Below are 18,927 nucleotides of genomic sequence, written 5' to 3' on the forward strand. Positions count from 1 at the left end.
GACGATGCGCACGGTCGCGCCGAGGCCGAGCACCAGGACACGCAGGGTGCGTGTGGACCGGTCCACACCGGTCGTCCTCGCGGTGCGTACCGAGACCGCCGTGGAAGTCGCAGAAGAGGTACGCCGGCCCAAGCACACGCCGCCGCTGCACAGTTCGGCCGTCTCCGGCGACCGCATCGGGGTGATCGTCGCCGCCCCGCGTCCCGGCTTGGACCGGTCCACCGGCACCGCCCCGCGCGCCGGCTTGGACCGGTCCACCGGCACCGACCCGACCTCCGGCTTGGACCGGTCCACCGACACCGACCCGCGCTCCAGCTTGGACCGGTCCACCGACACCGACCCGCGCTCCAGCCTGGACCGGTCCACCGGCGCCGCCCCGAACTCCGACTTGGACCGGTCCACCGCCGCCCGCCGCGTCCTGCGCGCGATCCTGACCCGGGTGAACTCCCGCGCGGTACGCACCCACTTCGGCACGGTCGCCGGTGTCACCATCCTCGGCGTCCTCCTCTGGCGCCTGGGCACCGGCGTCTTCCTGGACGGCCTGCGCCGCATCGACGCCCCGACCCTGCTGATCGGCCTCGCCATCGGCGTGGTCACCACGGTGTTCAGCGCCTGGCGCTGGGCCCTGGTGGCACGCGGCCTGCGCATCAAGCTGCCGCTCGGCCCGGCCGTCGCCGACTACTACCGCGCCCTGTTCCTCAACGCGGCCCTGCCCGGCGGCATCCTCGGCGATGTGCACCGCGCGGTCCGCCACGGACAGAGCGCCGGTGACATGGGCCGCGCCGTCCGCGCCGTCGTCCTGGAACGTGTCGCGGGCCAGATCGCGCTGGCCGTCGTGGGCGTGACGGTCCTGCTGGGCCTCGACTCCCCGGTGATGGCCGACGCCCGCAACGTCGCCCCGCTCGTGCTGCTCGCCGCCCTCGGAGCGCTCGCCGTCGTGGCCGCCGTACGCATGAACCGTCCGGCCACCGCCACCCGCCGGGGCCGCGCTCTGCGCACCACCCTCGACGAGGCGCGCGCCGGACTGTTCTCCCGCGCCAACTGGCCCGGCGTCACCTTCTCCTCGCTGATCATCCTGGCCGGCCACCTCGCGATGTTCGTGGTCGCCGCCCGGGCGGCCGGATCCGCCGCCACCGTCGCCCAGTTGATGCCGATCGCGGTCCTCGCGCTGGTCGCCATGGGCCTGCCGCTGAACGTCGGCGGCTGGGGGCCTCGCGAGGGCGTCACCGCCTGGGCGTTCGGCGCCGCGGGCCTCGGGGCGACCAGCGGACTGTCCGTCTCGGTGATCTACGGCGTGCTCAGCTTCGTCGCCGCCCTGCCCGGCCTGGCCGTGCTCGTCGTCCGCTGGGGCGCGGGCCTGCGCACCGCCGCCGGGCCCGGCGGCGCCGTACCGGACCCGGTGCCCGCTCAGGACTGTGCGGTCAGCAGCGAGAAATACGCGCCGAAGGAATCGGCGAGGCTCGCCAGCAGTGCCTTCCCCTTTTCCGCCGAGCCGAGGGACGGGCGCCCGATGACGCCCGACTCGGTATAGCCGGACATACCGAGCGTCAGGAGATGGCGACGGTCGTCGGCGACGAAATCGGAGGTCTCATATCCGGGACGGATCAATTCGGGATGAGCGTGCAGAAGAATGGAGGTCTCGATTTCCCCCGCGTGCATATCGGTGAGCAACGAGGTCAGCACCCCGGCCCGCTCCAGCGCCGTCTCCCAGTCCTCCGCGGCCGGGAACAGCGCCATCCGCTCACCGCGGGCAGAAGACTCCTGAACGACGTTGCCCAGCACGTAGTTTCCGCCGTGACCGTTGACCACCACCAGGGTCTCGACCCCCGAGCGGCGGAGCGAGTCCGCGATGTCCCGCACCACCGCATGAAGGGTCACGGAAGAGATGCTGACGGTCCCCGGCCAGGCCGCGTGCTCGTGCGAGCAGGCCATCGTCACCGGAGGGAGGAGATGCACCGGGTACGCCGCGGCGATCTCCCGGGCCACGGCACAGGCGACCAACGTGTCGGTCGCCAGCGGAAGATACGGGCCGTGCTGCTCGAAACTGCCGACCGGAAGGACGGCGACCTGTGTTGATACTTCTGCCCCCCTAGCCCGCACGTCCTCCGTGGTGTCCGCCGGCACCAGTCCGTATGCCGCCGTCCGTGAGCCCGAACCATTCATTTTTTCACGGCCTTTCGTCTCTGCTTAGGAACCAGATCATGACAGAAAACATTGGCGTACTCGGCAAGCAGAAGTCCGCGCAGCCCAGGGGCGCGGAACGCGTCGTGAATGCTCCCTTGCCCACCGTGTACGGCAAATTCCAGGCGATCGGTTACCTGGACCACGACCGCGGTGACGAGCAAGTGGCCCTGGTCTACGGTGACATCGGCACGGACGACGTACTCACCCGGCTCCACTCGGAGTGCCTGACGGGCGATGCCTTCGGCTCCCAGCACTGCGAGTGCGGCGACCAGTTGGACGCCGCGATGCGGGCCGTCGTCGCCGAAGGCCGGGGCATCGTCGTCTACTTGAGAGGGCACGAGGGCCGGGGCATAGGCCTGCTCGCCAAGTTGCGCGCGATGGCCCTGCAGGCGGAGGGTCTCGACACCGTCGAGGCGAACCTCGCCCTCGGCCTGCCGGTCGACGCCCGCGACTACGGCGTCGCCGCCGAGATCCTGCACGACCTGGGCGTGGCCAGCGTCCGCCTGCTCTCCAACAACCCGCGCAAACGCGAGGCGTTGCTGGAACACGGCATCAAAGTCTCCGAAGAGGTACCGCTGTTGATCCCGCCGTGCGAGAACAACATCACCTACCTCCGCACCAAGCGGGAGCGTCTCGACCACCACCTGCCCCATCTGGACGCGGTGGCGCACTGGTCCTGATTCGGGTGAGCGCGGTCCGGACAGGAAGAGGGAATGACCGACGACGTCCTCTTCCTCTCCGGCGACCGGGTCACGGACCTGCTCGACACCGACGCGGCCATCGCCTCGCAGCGCGCGGCCTTCACCGCGCTCGGTGACGGCGACGCCGACCTGCCCGGCAAGATCATGCACCCGAGCCGTTTCGACGACAGTGTCGTCTTCGCCTACGTCTCCCGGCTGTCGGCGGACACCGGGCCGGTGGCGAAGTTCGGCAGCGTCAACCCGGCCAACGCACGCGCCGGGCTGCCCACGGTCCACGCGGTGATCAGCGCTTTGGACCGGTCCACCGGACAACTGGTCGCGGTCATGGACGGCACGGCCGTCACGACCCTGCGCACCGCCGCGGGCAGCGCCGTCGCCGTCGACGCGCTGGCCGTCCCCGACGCCGACCGTCTCGGCGTCCTCGGCTCGGGCACCCAGGCCCTCGCCCATGTCCGCGCGATCGCCCGGGTCCGGGACCTGAAGTCCGTACGCCTGTGGAGCCCGAACCCCGAGCGGCGCGCACAGGCCGCCCGGACGCTGACGGCCCAACTCCCCTTCCCCGTCGAGGCGGTGGCCACCGCGGAGGAAGCCGTGACCGACGCGTCCGTGGTCGCCGCCTGCACGCTCAGCACCACCCCCGTGGTGCGCGGCGCCTGGCTCGCGCCCGGCTGCACGGTCGTCAGCGTGGGCTCGTTCGAACCCACCCGCAGCGAGGTCGACCTGGACGTCCTACGGCGATCCGCGGCCGTCGTGGTCGACGACCCGGAGACGGCCGCCGAGCACGCCGGACCGATCGTCGGCGCCCTGCGCGAGGGCCTGTTGACCCCCGAGGACCTGATCCCGCTCGGCGCCGTCCTCACCGGCCGCCGCACCGCCCGTACCCGACCCGACGACATCGTCCACTACAACAGCGTCGGACTCGGCATCCAGGACGCGGCAGCGGCCTGGGCCGTCATCCACGCGGCACAGAAGGAGCGCCCGTGAAGCGTCAGGCAGAGGTCGTCGTCATCGGCGGCGGGGTCATCGGCACCAGCATCGCCTATCACCTGGCCCGCGCCGGCGTCAGAGACGTGGTCCTCGTGGAACGGGACGAACTCGCCGCCGGGTCCACCTCCAAGGCGGCCGGCGGCGTACGCGCGCAGTTCTCCGACGGGCTCAACGTGCAGCTCGGCGCCCGCAGTCTGGAGGCCTTCGAACGCTTCGAGGAGGACACCGGCTACGACATCGGGTTACATCGCGTCGGTTACCTGTTCCTGCTCTCCACGCCCGAGGACGTGGCGTCCTTCGAGACGGGCGTCCGCCTCCAGAACTCCCTGAACGTGCCCAGCCGCATGATCGACCCCGCCGACGCGCAGCGCCTCTCCCCGCTGATCAGCACCGAAGGCCTCATCGCCGCCGCCTACTCGCCCGACGACGGTCACTGCACCCCCGAGGCGGTCGTCCACGGCTACGCGGCCGCCGCCCGTGCCCACGGCGCCACGATCCTGCGCCACACCGACGTCACCGGCATCGAGACCCACGGCGACACCATCACGGCGGTCGTGACGACCCTGGGCCGCATCGATACCGACACCGTGATCTGCGCGGCTGGCGCCTGGTCCAAGGGGATCGGCGCGATGGCCGGCGTGGACCTCCCCGTGCAGCCGCTGCGCCGCCAGATCGCGGTCACGGGACCGGTCCAAGGACTGCCGCCCGACCTCCCCATGACGATCGACTTCACCACCAGCCTCTACTTCCACGCCGAGGGCCCCGGCCTCCTCGTCGGCATGTCCGACCCCGACGAGCGTCCCGGCTTCGCCACCGACACCCACGACCGCTGGATCCCGCGCCTCGCCGACGCCATGCGCCGCCGCGCCCCCGACCTCCTGGAGCTGCGCCGCACCGGCGGCTGGGCGGGCCTGTACGAGAACACGCCGGACCACAACGCCCTGATCGGCGAGGCGACTTCGGTCTCCCGCTTCCTCTACGCCACCGGCTTCTCCGGCCACGGTTTCCTCCAGGGACCGGCCGTCGGCGAGGTCGTCCGCGACCTGTACCTCGGCCACGTACCCTTCGTGGACGTCAGCCCCCTGAGCGCCGGCCGGTTCGCGGCCGACGCCCCGCGCCCGGAGGTCAACCTGGTATGACCGAGCTCCATCTGTGGCTGCGCCACGAGCCCCGCACGACCGAGCGCCGCACCCCGGTCGTCCCCTCGGACGCCCGCCACCTCGTCGAGAACGGCGTGACCCTCACGGTCGAGGAGTCCCCGCAACGGATCTTCCCGATCGAGGACTACGAGGCGATCGGCGCCCGCGTGGTGCCCGCGGGCTCGTGGGTGTCGGCGCCGGAGGACACCGTCGTCCTCGGCCTGAAGGAACTTCCGGACGAACCGAAGGAGTTGACCCACCGTCACATCTTCTTCGGGCACGCCTACAAGGGCCAGCCGGGAGCGAGTGACCTGCTGAGCCGGTTCGCGGCCGGGGGCGGAGCGCTGCTCGACCTCGAATACCTGGTGGACGACAAAGGCCGCCGCCTCGCCGCGTTCGGCTTCTGGGCGGGCTACTTGGGCGCGGCGCTTGCCGTACTCCAGCACCGGGGCCGACTGGTCGCGCCGTTGACGCCCACGTCGAAGGAGGAGTTGGACGAGCTGCTCCAACCTGCCCCTGGGGACGCGGAGTTCAGCGCGCTGGTGATCGGCGCGCTGGGGCGCAGCGGGCGAGGAGCGCGGGTCGCGTTCTCCACGGCCGGGATCGAGCCGACCTGTTGGGACATGGCCGAGACCCAGAACCTCGACCGCCCGGCCCTGTTGGCCCGCGACGTGCTGGTCAACTGCGTTCTGGCCACGACCCCGGTCCCGCCCTTCCTCCGCGAGCCGGACCTGGACGACCCGACCCGCCGCCTGCGCACCGTCTCCGACGTCACCTGCGACGTCGGATCACCGCTCAACGTCCTGCCGGTCTACGACCGCACGACCGAATGGGACGACCCGGTACGGCAGTTGCACGAACGTCCGCCGCTCGACCTCATCGCGATCGACAACCTGCCGTCCCTCCTCCCGGGGGAGTCCAGCACCGACTTCTCGGCCGCGCTGCTGCCCCAACTCCTGCACTTCGGGACCGGCGAGGCGTGGCGGCGCGACCTGGACCTGTTCCGTACGAAGTCGCGTGAACTCGGAATCGCCGTAGCGGATGGGGAGTTGGGCCATGTCTGACGTGGTGCGCGCGAGCGGTACCGTCCACTGGATCGGCGCCGGACTGTCCACGGGCAGCGGGCTCGCCCTGCTCTGCGACACGGCCGAGCGGGTACGGCTGTGGCACCGCACCGAGGAGCGCGCGGCGCAGGCCCTCGACCACCTGGGCCTGACGGGACGCGCCGAACCGCGTTCGTTCGAACTCGGCGCGCTCGCAGCCGAGTTGGCGCCCGGAGACGTCGTCGTCTCCATGCTGCCCGCGCCCGAACACGCGGCGCTGCTGGCGGTCTGCGTGCGACGGCAGGCACACTTCGCCTGCTCCAGCTATGTCTCGGACGCCGTCCTGGAACAGGTACCGGCGGCCGAGAAGGCGGGGATCGTCGTCCTCACCGAGGCCGGTCTCGACCCCGGAATCGATCATCTCTTCGCGCACAGCCTGGTCGCCCGCGCCCGGGAGGCGATCGGCGGCGATGCCTCGTACAGCCTCACCTCGTACTGCGGCGGGGTCCCCGCCGTGCCCAACGACTTCCGGTACCGGTTCAGTTGGGCACCGGCCGGAGTGCTGGGGGCGCTGCGCTCGCCGGCGCGGTACCTGGAGGACGGCGAGGAGACCACGGCCGAGCGGCCCTGGGAGGTGACCCGGCCGCATGTCGTCGACGGCGAGACCTTCGAGGTCTATCCGAACCGGGACAGCGTGCCGTTCATCGAGCAGTACGGGCTGCCGGCGTCCTGGACGCCCCGGACGTTCGTGCGCGGCACGCTGCGGCTCGACGGCTGGCTGCGGGCCTGGGCCGCGGTGTTCGAGGAGCTGAAGGCGGGCGACGACACCCGGATCGCCGCGCTCGCAAGGGAGTTGGCGGCGACCTACCCCACCACGGACGCCGACCACGACCGGGTCGTCCTCGCGGTGTCCCTGGACGTCCGGGGCGACACGGGCAGGACCTGGTCCGGCAGCTACCTCCTCGACCTGGTCGGCGACGAGGAGGAGAGCGCGATGGCCCGCTGTGTCTCGCGCCCGCTCTCCCTCGCCGTCCGCCACATCCTCTCCGACGACCTGCCGTCCGGCCTGAACCGGGCGGCGGAGACGGCGGAACGGTCACGGGAGTGGCTGAGTGAACTGGCGGGGGAGGGGCTGGAGTTCACGCTGCGGGTCGATCAGTAGCAGCTGCCGGGGAAGCGGCTGAGCCTCAGTCCGTGACGGCCTCGTGCACCAGTTGCTTCAGCTCCGGGATGATCTTCAGGGAGTGCTTGGGCCGCAGTTGGGTCATGAACTGCACGGTGAGATCGCGGACCGGGTCCACCCAGAACGTCGTCGTCGCCGCGCCGCTCCACCCGAACGCGCCCAGTCCCATGGGGGATTGGGTGCGCTCGGGGTCGATGACCACGGAGACGCTGAGGCCGAAGCCCATGCCGTCGTTGCCGGGTTCCTGGTGCGCGGGGCTGCCGAAGGCGCGCATGTCGGCGCCGCCGGGAAGGTGGTTGCTGGCCATGAGATCGACCGTCTCGGGCGCGAGCAGCTGGGTGCCGTCGAGTTCGCCCCGGCGGCGCAGGAACTCCGCGAACCGGTGCACGTCGTACGGGCTCGCCGCCATCCCGCCGCTCCCTGACAGGAACCGCGGCCGGCCGCCCCGCAGCGGCAGCCCGGCGATCGGCTCGATCCCGCCGCCGTCGGCGTCGCCGTACAACTCGGAGAGCCGGTCCGCCTTTTCGTCCGGTACGGAGAAGCCGGCGTCGGGCATCCCCAGCGGCCGGAAGATCCGCTCGGCGAAGAACTCGTCGAGCCGCTGTCCGGAGACCACCTCGACGACGCGGCCGAGCACGTTCGAGGCGACGGAGTAGTTCCACTGCGTGCCGGGCTCGAACTGGAGCGGCAGGCTCGCGTAGATGTCGATCGCCTCGGCGAGGTTCGCGCCGGGCGGCACGGACGACTCCAGGTGCGCGTCCCGGTACAGGGCGTCGACCGGGTGCGCGTGGTAGAACGCGAAGGTCATACCCGAGGTGTGGGTCATCAGGTGCCGGATGAGCATCGGCTGCTCCACCGGCCGCGTCTTCACGTCGGCGCCGGAGCCGCTGTCGTAGACCCGCATGTCCGCGAAGGCCGGCAGGTGGTCGCCGACCGGGTCGTCCAGGGAGAGCTTGCCCTCCTCCATCAGGATCAGCGCGGCGACCGCGGTGACCGGCTTGGTCATGGAGTAGATCCGGTACAACGTGTCCGGCGTGACGGGCAGTTGGGCCGCCACATCGCGGTGCCCGTGGGCGGTGAGGTGGGCGACGCGGCCGCCGCGGGCCACGGACACCAGGAAGCCCGGCAGGCGCTCCACGTCGACGTAGTGGGCGAAGTGCTGGTCCAGGCGGTCCAGCGCCTTGTGATCCAGTCCGACCTCGTCCGGGTCGACCTCTTGTCGCAGCTGTGCCATGGCTCTCCTCCGAATTGCGTTCACGAGGTGGGGTCCCGCATACCCGGCCCCGGACACCTCGGAACTCATCGTCGCGCAGGAACACCTGCGCGGTCTCCTGTAACGGGGGGATGTGTGAGCGACGCGACTGTCCGCCCGGGCAGCGCGAGACAGGCGAGAGCGCCGGTCAGAGCCACCGCGGCGAGGATTCCGAGGGCCAACTCCCGGCCACTTCCGGCCATCAGCGCACTTCCGGCGGCGACCCCGAGCGTCGGCCCCACGTTCACCGCGGTCTGCTTGAGCCCGCCCGCCACCCCGGCCGACTCAACGGCCGCCTCCCGCACGACGACTTGGGTCGCGGCCACCATCACCGTCCCGAACCCGGCGCCCAACAGGGCGAATCCGCCACATACCTGGACCGTTCCAGAGGCCCGGGACAGCACGAGGACAGCCAGGGCTACGGCCACCATCGCCGCGCCGGCCGTGGAACGGGCTCCGACCCGGCGCAGCACCACGGCGGTCGCGGGTGCCGCGAGGACCATCGCGGCGGCCAAGGGCAGCCCCCGGAGGGCGCTTTGGAACGGGCCAAGTCCCATCGTGTCCTGCAGGAAATAGGTGACGACGAACAGCGTCCCGGAGAACGCGGCCGACGCGGCGAGCAGCATCCCGAGCGCTCCGCGGATCGCCGTCGAGCCGACGACGTCCGGCGGGAGGAGCGGATGCGCGGTACGACGTTCATGGCGTACGAAGGCGAGGGCCGCGAGCACGGACACCGCGAGCCCGGCCGCCGAACGGGGGAGATCCACCAGCGCCTGGATGAGGGAGGCGAGGGAGAGCGCGAGCAGCAGGGCGCCGGGCAGGTCGAACCGGACGCCGTTCAGTTGCCGTTGCTGTGGGTCCCGAACGGTGAGGGCGAGCGCGCCGAACACGAGCGAGGGCACGACGTTGAGGAAGAACACGGCCCGCCAGCCCACCGCCCCCACCAGTGCCCCGCCCACCAACGGTCCGGCGGCGGCCGCGATTGCGATCACGCTCGTCCGTACGGCGATGGGCATGCCGAGCCGGTCGGGCGGGAAGGCGGCGCGCAGCATGCCGAGCGTGGCCGGCTGAGACAGCGCCCCGAACACCCCCTGGACGACCCGGAGTCCGATCACCCACCCCACCCCGGGCGCCAGTCCGATCCCGGCCGAGGCGAGACCGAAGCCGAGCATCCCGAGCCCGAACACCCGCTGATGTCCGTACCGGTCCCCGATCCGGCCGGCCGACACCAACAGGCTTGCCACGGCGACGAGATACGCGGTGCTCGTCCACTGGACCTGCGCGAGAGAGGCCCCCAACTCCCGTTGCAGGGTGGGCTGTACGACGGTGAGCACGGTCCCGTCCAGCGCGACGATCGCCGCCCCCGCCGCACTGCTCGCCAGCACGAGCCGCCGGTGAACCGTCATCGGGTGGCCTCCGGACCCAGGTGAGCGTCGAGGGCCGACCGCAGCAGGGAGGTGAAGTCGTCAGCGCCGGTGGCGAGTTGGAGGCTGCCCCAGCGCCACAGCTGGGCGAGGCCGTGCAGGTTCGCCCACAACGCGCCCGCGACCAGGCGGGCGTCCACGTCGGGACGCGCCCCGCCGACCAGGTCCACCAGGACGCCGAACAGGGGGAGGCTGGTGTCCCGCAGCCCCAAGTGCCCGCTCTCCAGCAGATCGTGACGGAACATCAACTCGTACATGCCGGGGTTGGTGAGGGCGAACTCCAGGTAGACGTGGCCCAGCGCCGTCACTTGCGCGCGCGGTTTCGCTTCAGCCTCCCCGAGGGCTCCCGTCGCCCGCTCGCCCAGGTCGGTGAAGCCGCGCCGCGCGATGGCGGACAGGAGTTCCAGGTGGGTGGGGAAGTAGCGGCGGGGTGCCCCGTGGGAGACACCGGCCCGCCGGGCGATCTCGCGCAGGGTCAACGCCTGCGCGCCTTCCTGGGCCACCAGTTCCACACCCACGTCGACCAGGCGGCCGCGCAGTCCGGCTTCCGGTTCACTCATGCTCATAGACACTGTCTACCAACAACTCGTAGACGGTGTCTACCCGCTGGCCCTCGGCTCGGGGAATGCGTGACCCGCCTCACACGGTTGATGGACATATGACTCACGACGCGACGCAGGACGCACTGCTCCAGCTGCTCTCCGAGGGCCACGGCGGGGTACTGGTCACCCTCAAGAAGGACGGCCGGCCCCAGCTGTCGAACGTCAGCCACGCCTACTACCCCGACGAGCGGATCATCCGGGTGTCGATCACGGACGGCCGTGCCAAGACCCGCAACCTGCGCCGGGACCCCCGCGCCTCCTACCACGTGACCAGCGCCGACCGCTGGGCCTTCACGGTCGCCGAGGGCACGGCCGATCTCACCCCGGTCGCCGCCGACCCGCACGACGACACTGTCGAGGAACTCATCAGGCTCTACCGCGACGTGCTCGGCGAGCATCCGGACTGGGACGACTATCGGGAGGCGATGGTGCGGGACCGGCGGCTGGTGCTGCGGTTGCGGGTGGAGCGGGCGTACGGGATTCCGGCGGCGGACAAACGGAGTTGAGCCCTCGCGCCCGCCGATGATCCATCCCGGGCGGGGGTGACCCATCGTCACCAACCTTCACCGGCGCTAAGGTTGATCCGCTGTGCGGTGAGCGGACGACGGGGGAGTGCGCGAGGTGATGGATCTGCTGTCCACGAACGCCATCAGTGCGGTGTTCGGGGCCGTCGGTGCCGGGATGGCCGGTGAGGCGGGCAAGTTGGCCTGGGAGTCGGCCGGTGGAATGGTCCGTCGCCTAGCCGGACGCGAGGTGACGGCACCGGCCACCCCCGACGAAGTGAACGCGATCGCGCGCATGGTCCACGACCGTGTCCACGGTGACGCCGAACTCGCCCTAGCCTGGACCCGGTTCGCGCGGGGCGTGCGCATCCCGGGGCCCGTCACCGGGCCGGGACGTCACTGTCTGCCGTCGGCACCCCGTTCCTTCACGGACCGTCAGGACGCCCTGAAACTCCTGGACAAGGAGGCGACCCGCGCCTTCGACGGCCGCCCACGACTCGCGCTCCTCCACGGCCCCGAGGGCATCGGCACCAGCACCCTCGCCTTCCACTGGGGCGCACGGCAGACGGCCCGCTTCCCCGACGGGCAGCTCTACGCCGACCTGCGCGCGCTCGGCCCCGAACCGGTCCTGGCCACGCTGCTGCGCCAACTCGGCCTGCCCGACGAGGACATACCGCCCGCGACCGCCGACCGGGCCGCCCTGTTCCGGCGCTCCCTGGCCGACCGCCGCGCTCTCGTGGTGCTCGATCACGCCCGCTCCGCCGCCCAGGTGCAGCCGCTGCTGGCACCGGCTCCGGACGTGGTCACCCTCGTCGTGGCGCGGAATCCGCTGATCGGCCTCGACGCCCTGCGGATCCCGGTCGGACCGCTCGGTCGCCGGGACGCGAAACGGCTGCTCACCGAGCTGGTCGGCAAACCCGCGGTCAGCGCCGCCCGCGCCACGCTGCCCGCCGTACTGGACCGCTGCGCCGGTTCGCCCTACGCGCTGCGCGCCGCCGCACCCCGGCTGACCGCACCGCCCGTACCGCCGGAGACGCCCGCCAGGCCCGAGAGCGACCCGGTGAGTTCCGCCGTAGAGGACTCGTACCGCCTGCTGGCCCCGGACGCCGCCCGCCTCTACCGCCTGGCCGGCCTGTACGACTGGCCCGCCCTCGACGCCGCCGCGGCCGCCCGCGCCTCCGACACCGACGAGGCCCAAGCCGCCCAGCTCCTCGACGAGTTGGCCGGTGCCCTGCTCATCGAGCTTACGGACGACGGCCGTTACCGCTACCGCCCCGCCGTCCGCGCGCACGCCGCCCGCACGGCCGCCGCCGTGGACGGCATCGCCGCGTGCTCCGCCGCCGTGTCCCGCACCGTCGAGGGCTATCTGCACCTCGCCCTCGCCGCGGCACAGGCCGCGCTGCCCGAGAGCTGGCGCGTCCCGTCCGCGCCCACGCCGCTGTCGTACGAGAACCGCGGCGCGGGCGTCGCCGCCCTCGCCGCCGAGGCCCCCAACCTGGTCCAAGCGGTGCTCGCCGCCGAGGAGTTCGGCGACTGGGACACCGTCGTCCTGCTGGGCCAGGCCCTGTGGCCGCTCCAACTCAAGGCCGGCCACCACGACATCCTGCTGCCCGCCCTGCAGGCCGGTGTCCGTACGGCGGACTCCCACTTCCCCGGCACCCGTACCGCCGGTGCCCTGCACGCCCAACTCGCCCACAGCCTCATGGAGTTGCGCCGCTGGGACGAGGCGGAACCCGAAGCGCTCGCGGCGGCGCGGGACGAAGAGGCGGGAGGGCACGTGCGCGGCCAGGCCTCCGCCGTCGAGTTCCTCGGCCTGCTCCGGCTGCGCCAGTGGCGCTTCGAGGAGGCGTACGCGGCGTTCGACGAGGCGTACCGCATCCTCGACGGCATCGGACCCGCCGACGAGGGCGCCGCCGATCTGCCGCGCGCCCGCGCCCTGTTGGAACGCCACCGCGGCCGGGCCCTGCGCGGACTCGGCCGCCAGACCGAGGCCGTCGAGCGTCTGGACCGCGCCCTGGCCTTCTTCCGCGCCAGCGGTGAGGCCTACAACACGGCCCGCACCCTCACCGACCTCGCCGAAACCCGCCTGAACAGCGGTGAGTTCACGGCCGCCCGCGCCCTGATCGACGAAGCGACCGCCGCCCTCCGTGACGAGAAGGCCGAACAGCACCTGGAGTATCTGCGCGGCCTGCGCGAACGCTGCGAGGGCTAGCCGCGAACGACCCGTACCCGGTGCACGGCCTTTCCCATGTGCACGGTCAGCCCCTGTGCGACGACCTCGTGCAGCGACTTGCCGGACGCGAGCCAGGCGTGCAGGGCCGAGGCGTAGGCCGCCGGATCGGCGTCCGCGCCCGGCTCGGCATGGAGGTGCAGCAGGGTGTCGTCCGAGGTGCGGACCGTGCAGGTGCCGGGGCCGGTGATGTATGCGGCGAGGGCGCACTGCGGGTGCCGGGCGAGGGTCTCCGTCGTCCAGAGCGCGGGCGACCCGAAGCGGGGATCGTCGGCCGCGCCGTGGCGGAACACCACATCGGCCAGGGAGAGTTGGGACTGCTCACGGGTGTCCTCGTGCACCGCCATGTGCGTCTCGCCCGTGCTGTCGGGCGCCGGGTGCGGGCCCGCGTACCGGACGACCGAGACCTCGCCCGAACCCGGCAACCCGGTCAGCACCTGGAGCGGGACCGTGTGCGCCGCGGGTTCGAACGGCGGGAGCGGGAGCGGTTCGAGCAGCGCTGGCGCGTCCGGTTCGGGGATGCCGATGATGTCGTAGAAGAGGCGTCGGAGACGGGTCGCCGACTCGCCCGGTACGGAGCTGGTGAAGGCCGCGGGCTCGGGCAACGGGCTGTGCGTGCCGATGAGTTGGGTCAGTTGGGGGCGTAGCGGTAGTGCGGGGTCCAGGCGGGGTGCCGTACGGACGAAGGCGTGTACCGGGGCGTCGGGGGCGAGGCCCGCGAGGGGTGCGGCGCCGAGGAGGACGGGGGTGCCGAGTGCGGCGGCGTAGTAGGTGACCGAGCCGTGGTCGCCGATGACGGCGTCGGCGGCGAGCAGCGCCTGGCGCCAGCCGTGCAGGGGATCGACGAGGGTGAGGCCGGCGCGGCGGGCGCGGTCGAGCCAGGCGCGGATCTGGCCGGGGCCGTGGCCGTGCCAGATGTTGGGGTGCAGGACGGCCGCGAGACGGTACTCGTCGACGGGGAGTTCGGAGGTCAGCCGGGGGAGCAGGGAGGGCAGTATGTCGTCGCCGAACAGGGAATCCGGGTTCCAGGTGGAGTTGAGCACCACCAGGCGTTGCGTACGTCCGACACCGAGCGCCCGGCGGTAGCGATCCCGGTACGGGCGGGCCGCGAGCATACGGTCCCAGCAGGGGTCACCGGCCAGTACACCCGTGGACGCGGCCTCGGGGCAGACGGTCCGCAACCGGTCCAACTGCTCGGGGTGCGACAGTGCCAACGCCTCCGCGACGGGTCGCCCGCTTTCGTCGAGCAACCACTCCGGCGACAGACCGAAAACCGGAGCCGCCGCATCCGCCGCCTCGCTGCCGGGTGTTGGGTGTTGGGTGTTGGGTGTCCCTAGCCTCTTAGTATATCCGACACCGTGTGACAAGACGGCCAATACACCGGAAAATGCCCGGAGTTGACCGCCGAAGCTCGCCGACACCGCCAAGTCGACCGGAGTCTGAACGGCCTGGTCCCAGGGCACCACCGGCACCCCCGTTTCCGCCAGCAACTCCGCGACCCCGGCCTGAAACGCGGACGACCCCGTGCACGTCACCAGCAACTGCACCCGGAAGTCGTCGTGGAACAGCGGCAGTACATCGAGCAGCCGAGTCGCGGACGTCACGTTGTGGACGACGAACAGCACCTTGCGGCTGCGCCCCCGCGTCGCCCACCGCCCGGCGTCGTCGCCGACCGGCACCCGTATCCACTCCTTGGCCCCCGCCACGCCCCTCGACCACCTTTCGCACGTGTGATCGGGCAACGGTAGTCGGCCCCGGGTCCGCGTGCACCGGCCGCCCCTGAAATCGGCCGGGGCACGCGGAGACCCTTCCCTCGGCGGTAGCGGCGCTGTTCTTTTCTGCTCGTTCCGGCCGATGTTCTTGCGCGAAACGTCATCTGTCAACGGGGCGCCCGCGCCTGGGAACGTTCCAAGGAGGCCTCGCACCTCCATTTCGCTTGACAATCAAGGCACCTCCCTGCAGGCTGGAAGTAGCTTGATAGTCAAGACATCTGGTCGTCAAGGAAAGTGGTCCTCGTGCACGTTCTGATCATCGGCGGCGGTACCGGCGGGATGTGCCTGGCGCACGGACTGAGGAAGGCCGGTGTCCCGGTCGCCGTGTACGAGCGCTACGGCTCGCGCCGGGACGGGCTCTACGGGTACCGCGTCGGCATCGACCCCACCGGCAACCGGGCCCTCAGGGAGTGCCTGCCGCCCGAGCTCTTCGACACCTTCGTCGCCACCTGCGCCCGGGATCCGCGTCACTTCAACGTGCTCACCCAGTCCCTGCGCACCACCGCCACCTTCGAACTCCCCGAAGGGCGCGACGAGATCAACAGCGAACGCTCCGTCTCCCGCTCGACCCTGCGGCAGGTGCTGTTCACCGGCATGGACGAAGTCGTGCACCACGGCAAGGAGTTCACCCACTACGAGCAGCACCCGGACGGCACGGTCACCGCCCACTTCGCCGACGGCACCACCGCCACAGGCGATGTCCTGGTCGCCGCGGACGGCACGCGCTCGGCCGTGCGGCGCCAGTACCTGCCGCACGCGGAGATCAAGGACGCCGGGATCACGGCCATCGCCACCAAGACCGCCCTCACGCCCGAGACCCGCGCCCTGCTCTCGGACGAGGTCCTCAACGGTCTGTCCCTCATCTTCGGCACCAAGGGGATGATCGGGATGCTCCATGTCATGGAGTTCAAGTGGGACGAGCAGGGGAGGCCCAAGAACCCTGCCGACACAGCCCTGTTGGACAGTTGGTCCGGCCGGCAGTTCGACAACACACGCGACTACATCAACCTGTCGATCTGGAGCGCCCACGACCGCTTCCCCGAGGACACGCACCAGCAGCGCGGCAAGCAACTCGTCGACATCGCACTGGAGTCGACCCGCGGCTGGCATCCCGACCTGCGCCGGATCTTCGAACTCTCCGACCCCGAGGCCGCGTTCCCGCTGCGGATCGCCACCTCGGTCCCCGTCGACCCCTGGCCGACCACCACCGTCACCCTGCTCGGCGACGCCATCCACACGATGACCCCGGGGCAGGGCGTCGGCGCCAACACCGCACTGCGCGACGCGGCTCTGCTCTGCCGCGAACTGACCGCCGCCGCAAGGGAGTCCAAGCCGTTGCTGACCGCGATCGGCGACTACGAAGCCGAGATGATCCCCTACGGCTTCACGCGCGTCGCCGAGTCCCTCGACAACAACGGCACCAGCGGCGACGACCCCCTCTACCGCCCCGTCACCGGCCGCCTCGCGCTCTTCGCCGCCCGCAGCTACTTCAGCGTGAGCAGCAAAGTCCCCGCGCTGCGCCGGAAGTTCCTCGCCGACATGTATGCCCATCGAGGCTCCGAGACGGTCTGAGCGCCTCCTCGGAAGCCGAAACCCCCGGGCAACGAGGCCCGGGGGTCCGGTAGTTGGGGAGCGGAGGTCAGGCCGTCACCGTCTCCGGCCGCGACGCCTCCCGGGGCGACCGCGTGCCGAGCAGTTCCGTCGGGACCGTGTGCGTCTCGCGGGCCGAGATCGCCGCGATCACCGGCGGGACGCACAGCGCCGCCGTGAACAGCGCCACCGACGACCAGTCCGTGCCGTCCGGACCCGCGATCTGCGCGGCGAACGTGACCGCGAACCCGGCCACCGCGAAGCCGATCTGCGTGCCGATCGCCATGCCGGACAGCCGGACCCGGGTCGAGAACATCTCGCCGTAGAAGGAGGGCCACACGCCGTTCGCGGCGCTGTAGACGACGCCGAAGGCGACGATGCCGAGGATCAGGGTGAGGGCGTAGGAGCCGGTCGAGATCGCCCAGAGGTAGAGGAACATAGTGATCGCGCTGCCGATCGCGCCGATCAGATAGACGGGACGACGGCCGATGCGGTCGGAGAGCGTGGCCCACAGGGGGATCGCGGCGAGGGCGACGAGGTTGGCCAGCGCGCCCACCCACAGCATCGACGAGCGGGACATGCCGACGGAGTCGCTGGTCGCGTAGGCCAGCGCCCACACCGTGAAGATCGTGGAGACGGAGGCGATGAGCGCGCCCGCGATCACCCGCAGGACATCCGCCCAGTGCTCGCGCAGCAGGACTACGAGGGGCAGTTTGACGACGCCCTCGGTCGCCGCCTGCTCGGCGAAGGCCGGGGTCTCCTGGAGGTTGCGGCGGATGAAGTATCCCGCGACCGCGACCAGCACGCTCGCCCAGAACGGAACGCGCCAACCCCACGACAGCAGCTGTTTGTCGGGGAGTTGGGCCACGGCGAGGAACACGAGCGTCGCGATGAGCTGGCCGCCCTGGGTGCCGCCCAGCGTGAAACTGGTGAAGAAGCCGCGCCGGTCGGCCGGCGCGTGTTCCAGCGTCATGGAACTGGCGCTGGCCTGCTCGCCCGCCGCCGAGATGCCCTGGAGGACCCGGCACAGCACGAGCAACACCGGGGCGAGCGTGCCGACTTGGCCGCGCGTGGGCAGACAGCCGATGAGGAACGTGGAGAGGCCCATCAGCAGCAGCGTGAAGATCATGATCTTCTTGCGGCCGACCCGGTCGCCGAAGTGCCCGAGGAACAGCGCGCCGACCGGCCGGGCCGCGTAGGCCACACCGAAGGTCGCGAGCGAGAGCAGGGTCGCCGTCGCCGGGTCCGAGTCGTCGAAGAAGACCTTCGGGAAGATCAGCGCGGCGGCACTGCCGTAGATGAAGAAGTCGTAGTACTCCAGGGCGCTGCCGATCCAGGCGGCGGTCGCGGCCTTTTTCGGTTGCCCGACGGCTTTGGCGGGGACGGACACGGCTTGCTCCTTCGGGGGGACTCCACCGTAGGCGGAGTGAGCGGCGGGGGAGAGGTGCCGGATCCCTGGGGTGACGGGACGGCGGGATGACGGGACGGGTGCGCAGGATGCCGCGGTGCTGCCCGGCTAATTAACCCACTGGGTAGTTAGTAGCGGTTGGCTACGGATGTTGCGCTCACGTTTCCCGGGTGTCAAGGGGCCCTGCCGAAGGATCTCGCGGCTCAGTCCGTCGCCCGCTCCGCCGTCAGATAGGCGATCACCATGTCGCCCAGCATGGTCCGGTAGTGCTCGCGCCGGTCCTGCGCCACCAGGTCGCGGCCGAACAGGGCGCCGAAGGTGTGCCGGTTGGCGACCCGGAAGAAGCAGAAGGAACTGATCATCGCGTGCAGGTCCACGGCGTCCACGTCGGCCGTGAACAGGCCGGACTTCTGGCCCGCCGCCAGGATGCGGCGGATCACGTCGAGGGCGGGCGAACCGATCTTCCCGAGCTTCTCGGAGGCCGCGATGTGCTCGGCGCCGTGGATGTTCTCGATGGACACCAGGCGGATGAAGTCCGGGTGCTGCTCGTGGTGGTCGAAGGTCAGCTCCGCGAGCCGGCGGATGGCCGCGACCGGGTCCAGGTGCTCGACGTCCAGGCCGCGTTCGGCCTCGCGGATCACGCCGTAGGACCGTTCCAGAACGGCGGTGAAGAGCTGTTCCTTGCCGCCGAAGTAGTAGTAGATCATCCGCTTGGTGGTGCGGGTGCGGGCGGCGATCTCGTCGACGCGGGCGCCGTCGTAGCCGGCCCGGGCGAACTCGTGCGTGGCCACGTCGAGGATCTCGGCCTTGGTGCGGGCCGCGTCACGGATGCGCCCGTTCGGTCGTGCCGGTTCTTCGACGCTGGTCATCGGGTTCCTTGGCTTCCTTCGGGCGTGCGCGCGGTGTGCG

Annotated in this window: 15 protein-coding genes and 1 pseudogene; 9 read left to right on the forward strand and 7 right to left on the reverse strand. The window is 71.3% G+C overall.

Annotation, left to right across the window (positions count from 1 at the left end):
* Positions 1–4 precede the first annotated feature (4 nt).
* Positions 5–1,264, forward strand: a pseudogene (locus tag R2B38_RS35820) (lysylphosphatidylglycerol synthase transmembrane domain-containing protein); the annotation flags it as partial.
* A gap of 143 nt (positions 1,265–1,407) precedes the next feature.
* Here R2B38_RS35820 and R2B38_RS35825 read toward each other — a convergent pair.
* On the reverse strand, positions 1,408–2,163 hold the full coding sequence (locus R2B38_RS35825) for a creatininase family protein (protein ID WP_318019958.1): 756 nt from the start codon (positions 2,161–2,163) through the stop codon (positions 1,408–1,410).
* Between the two features lie 38 nt (positions 2,164–2,201).
* Between R2B38_RS35825 and ribA the strand changes: the two genes are divergently transcribed.
* From ribA to R2B38_RS35850, 5 genes are read left to right on the forward strand one after another with little or no spacing between them, the layout of a single operon-like run.
* Positions 2,202–2,864: a GTP cyclohydrolase II gene (ribA, locus tag R2B38_RS35830; protein ID WP_318019959.1), complete on the forward strand. Its 663-nt coding sequence runs from the start codon at positions 2,202–2,204 to the stop codon at positions 2,862–2,864.
* A 33-nt stretch (positions 2,865–2,897) separates the two neighbouring features.
* Positions 2,898–3,869, forward strand: a complete 972-nt coding sequence (locus tag R2B38_RS35835; RefSeq protein WP_318019960.1) for an ornithine cyclodeaminase family protein — start codon at positions 2,898–2,900, stop codon at positions 3,867–3,869.
* Positions 3,866–5,011, forward strand: a complete 1,146-nt coding sequence (locus R2B38_RS35840) for an FAD-binding oxidoreductase (RefSeq protein ID WP_318019961.1) — start codon at positions 3,866–3,868, stop codon at positions 5,009–5,011. The genes R2B38_RS35835 and R2B38_RS35840 overlap by 4 nt, the downstream gene beginning before the upstream one ends.
* Positions 5,008–6,075, forward strand: coding sequence for a saccharopine dehydrogenase (locus R2B38_RS35845; RefSeq protein WP_318019962.1), 1,068 nt, complete (start codon positions 5,008–5,010; stop codon positions 6,073–6,075). The genes R2B38_RS35840 and R2B38_RS35845 overlap by 4 nt, the downstream gene beginning before the upstream one ends.
* The gene (locus R2B38_RS35850) at positions 6,068–7,216 is read left to right on the forward strand and encodes a saccharopine dehydrogenase family protein (RefSeq protein WP_318019963.1); all 1,149 of its coding nucleotides are present in this window, start codon (positions 6,068–6,070) and stop codon (positions 7,214–7,216) included. The genes R2B38_RS35845 and R2B38_RS35850 overlap by 8 nt, the downstream gene beginning before the upstream one ends.
* Before the next feature lie 25 nt (positions 7,217–7,241).
* On the opposite strand, the gene R2B38_RS35855 is transcribed toward R2B38_RS35850, so the two are convergent.
* The 3 genes from R2B38_RS35855 to R2B38_RS35865 all read right to left on the reverse strand — a co-directional run bounded on the left by R2B38_RS35855 (position 7,242) and on the right by R2B38_RS35865 (position 10,473).
* Entirely contained in the window at positions 7,242–8,471 is a 1,230-nt protein-coding gene (locus R2B38_RS35855; protein WP_318019964.1) for a serine hydrolase domain-containing protein, read from the reverse strand.
* 65 nt (positions 8,472–8,536) lie between these two features.
* Positions 8,537–9,895 (reverse strand): MFS transporter, encoded by a 1,359-nt coding sequence (locus R2B38_RS35860; protein ID WP_318019965.1) that lies wholly within the window; start codon positions 9,893–9,895, stop codon positions 8,537–8,539.
* Positions 9,892–10,473, reverse strand: coding sequence for a TetR/AcrR family transcriptional regulator (locus R2B38_RS35865; RefSeq protein WP_318019966.1), 582 nt, complete (start codon positions 10,471–10,473; stop codon positions 9,892–9,894). The genes R2B38_RS35860 and R2B38_RS35865 overlap by 4 nt, the downstream gene beginning before the upstream one ends.
* Positions 10,474–10,571: 98 nt before the next feature.
* On the opposite strand from R2B38_RS35865, the gene R2B38_RS35870 reads away from it, so the two are divergent.
* Both R2B38_RS35870 and R2B38_RS35875 read left to right on the forward strand, forming a co-directional pair.
* Positions 10,572–11,021, forward strand: a complete 450-nt coding sequence (locus R2B38_RS35870; RefSeq protein ID WP_033285799.1) for a PPOX class F420-dependent oxidoreductase — start codon at positions 10,572–10,574, stop codon at positions 11,019–11,021.
* 118 nt (positions 11,022–11,139) lie between these two features.
* Positions 11,140–13,230, forward strand: a complete 2,091-nt coding sequence (locus R2B38_RS35875) for a tetratricopeptide repeat protein (RefSeq protein WP_318019967.1) — start codon at positions 11,140–11,142, stop codon at positions 13,228–13,230.
* Here the strand turns inward: R2B38_RS35875 and R2B38_RS35880 are convergent.
* Positions 13,227–14,954, reverse strand: a complete 1,728-nt coding sequence (locus R2B38_RS35880) for a hypothetical protein (protein ID WP_318019968.1) — start codon at positions 14,952–14,954, stop codon at positions 13,227–13,229. The two genes, R2B38_RS35875 and R2B38_RS35880, sit on opposite strands and share 4 nt — an antisense overlap.
* 309 nt (positions 14,955–15,263) lie before the next feature.
* On the opposite strand from R2B38_RS35880, the gene R2B38_RS35885 reads away from it, so the two are divergent.
* A complete protein-coding gene (locus R2B38_RS35885; protein WP_318019969.1) occupies positions 15,264–16,592 on the forward strand; it encodes an NAD(P)/FAD-dependent oxidoreductase in 1,329 nt (442 codons plus the stop codon).
* Positions 16,593–16,659: 67 nt separating this feature from the next.
* On the opposite strand, the gene R2B38_RS35890 is transcribed toward R2B38_RS35885, so the two are convergent.
* Together R2B38_RS35890 and R2B38_RS35895 are read right to left on the reverse strand one after the other, a co-directional pair.
* Positions 16,660–18,000, reverse strand: a complete 1,341-nt coding sequence (locus R2B38_RS35890; protein ID WP_318019970.1) for an MFS transporter — start codon at positions 17,998–18,000, stop codon at positions 16,660–16,662.
* A gap of 221 nt (positions 18,001–18,221) precedes the next feature.
* Positions 18,222–18,887, reverse strand: coding sequence for a TetR/AcrR family transcriptional regulator (locus R2B38_RS35895; protein WP_318019971.1), 666 nt, complete (start codon positions 18,885–18,887; stop codon positions 18,222–18,224).
* Between the last annotated feature and the right edge of the window lie 40 nt (positions 18,888–18,927).

This window comes from Streptomyces sp. N50 (genome assembly GCF_033335955.1).
Classification (GTDB): Bacteria; Actinomycetota; Actinomycetes; order Streptomycetales; family Streptomycetaceae; genus Streptomyces.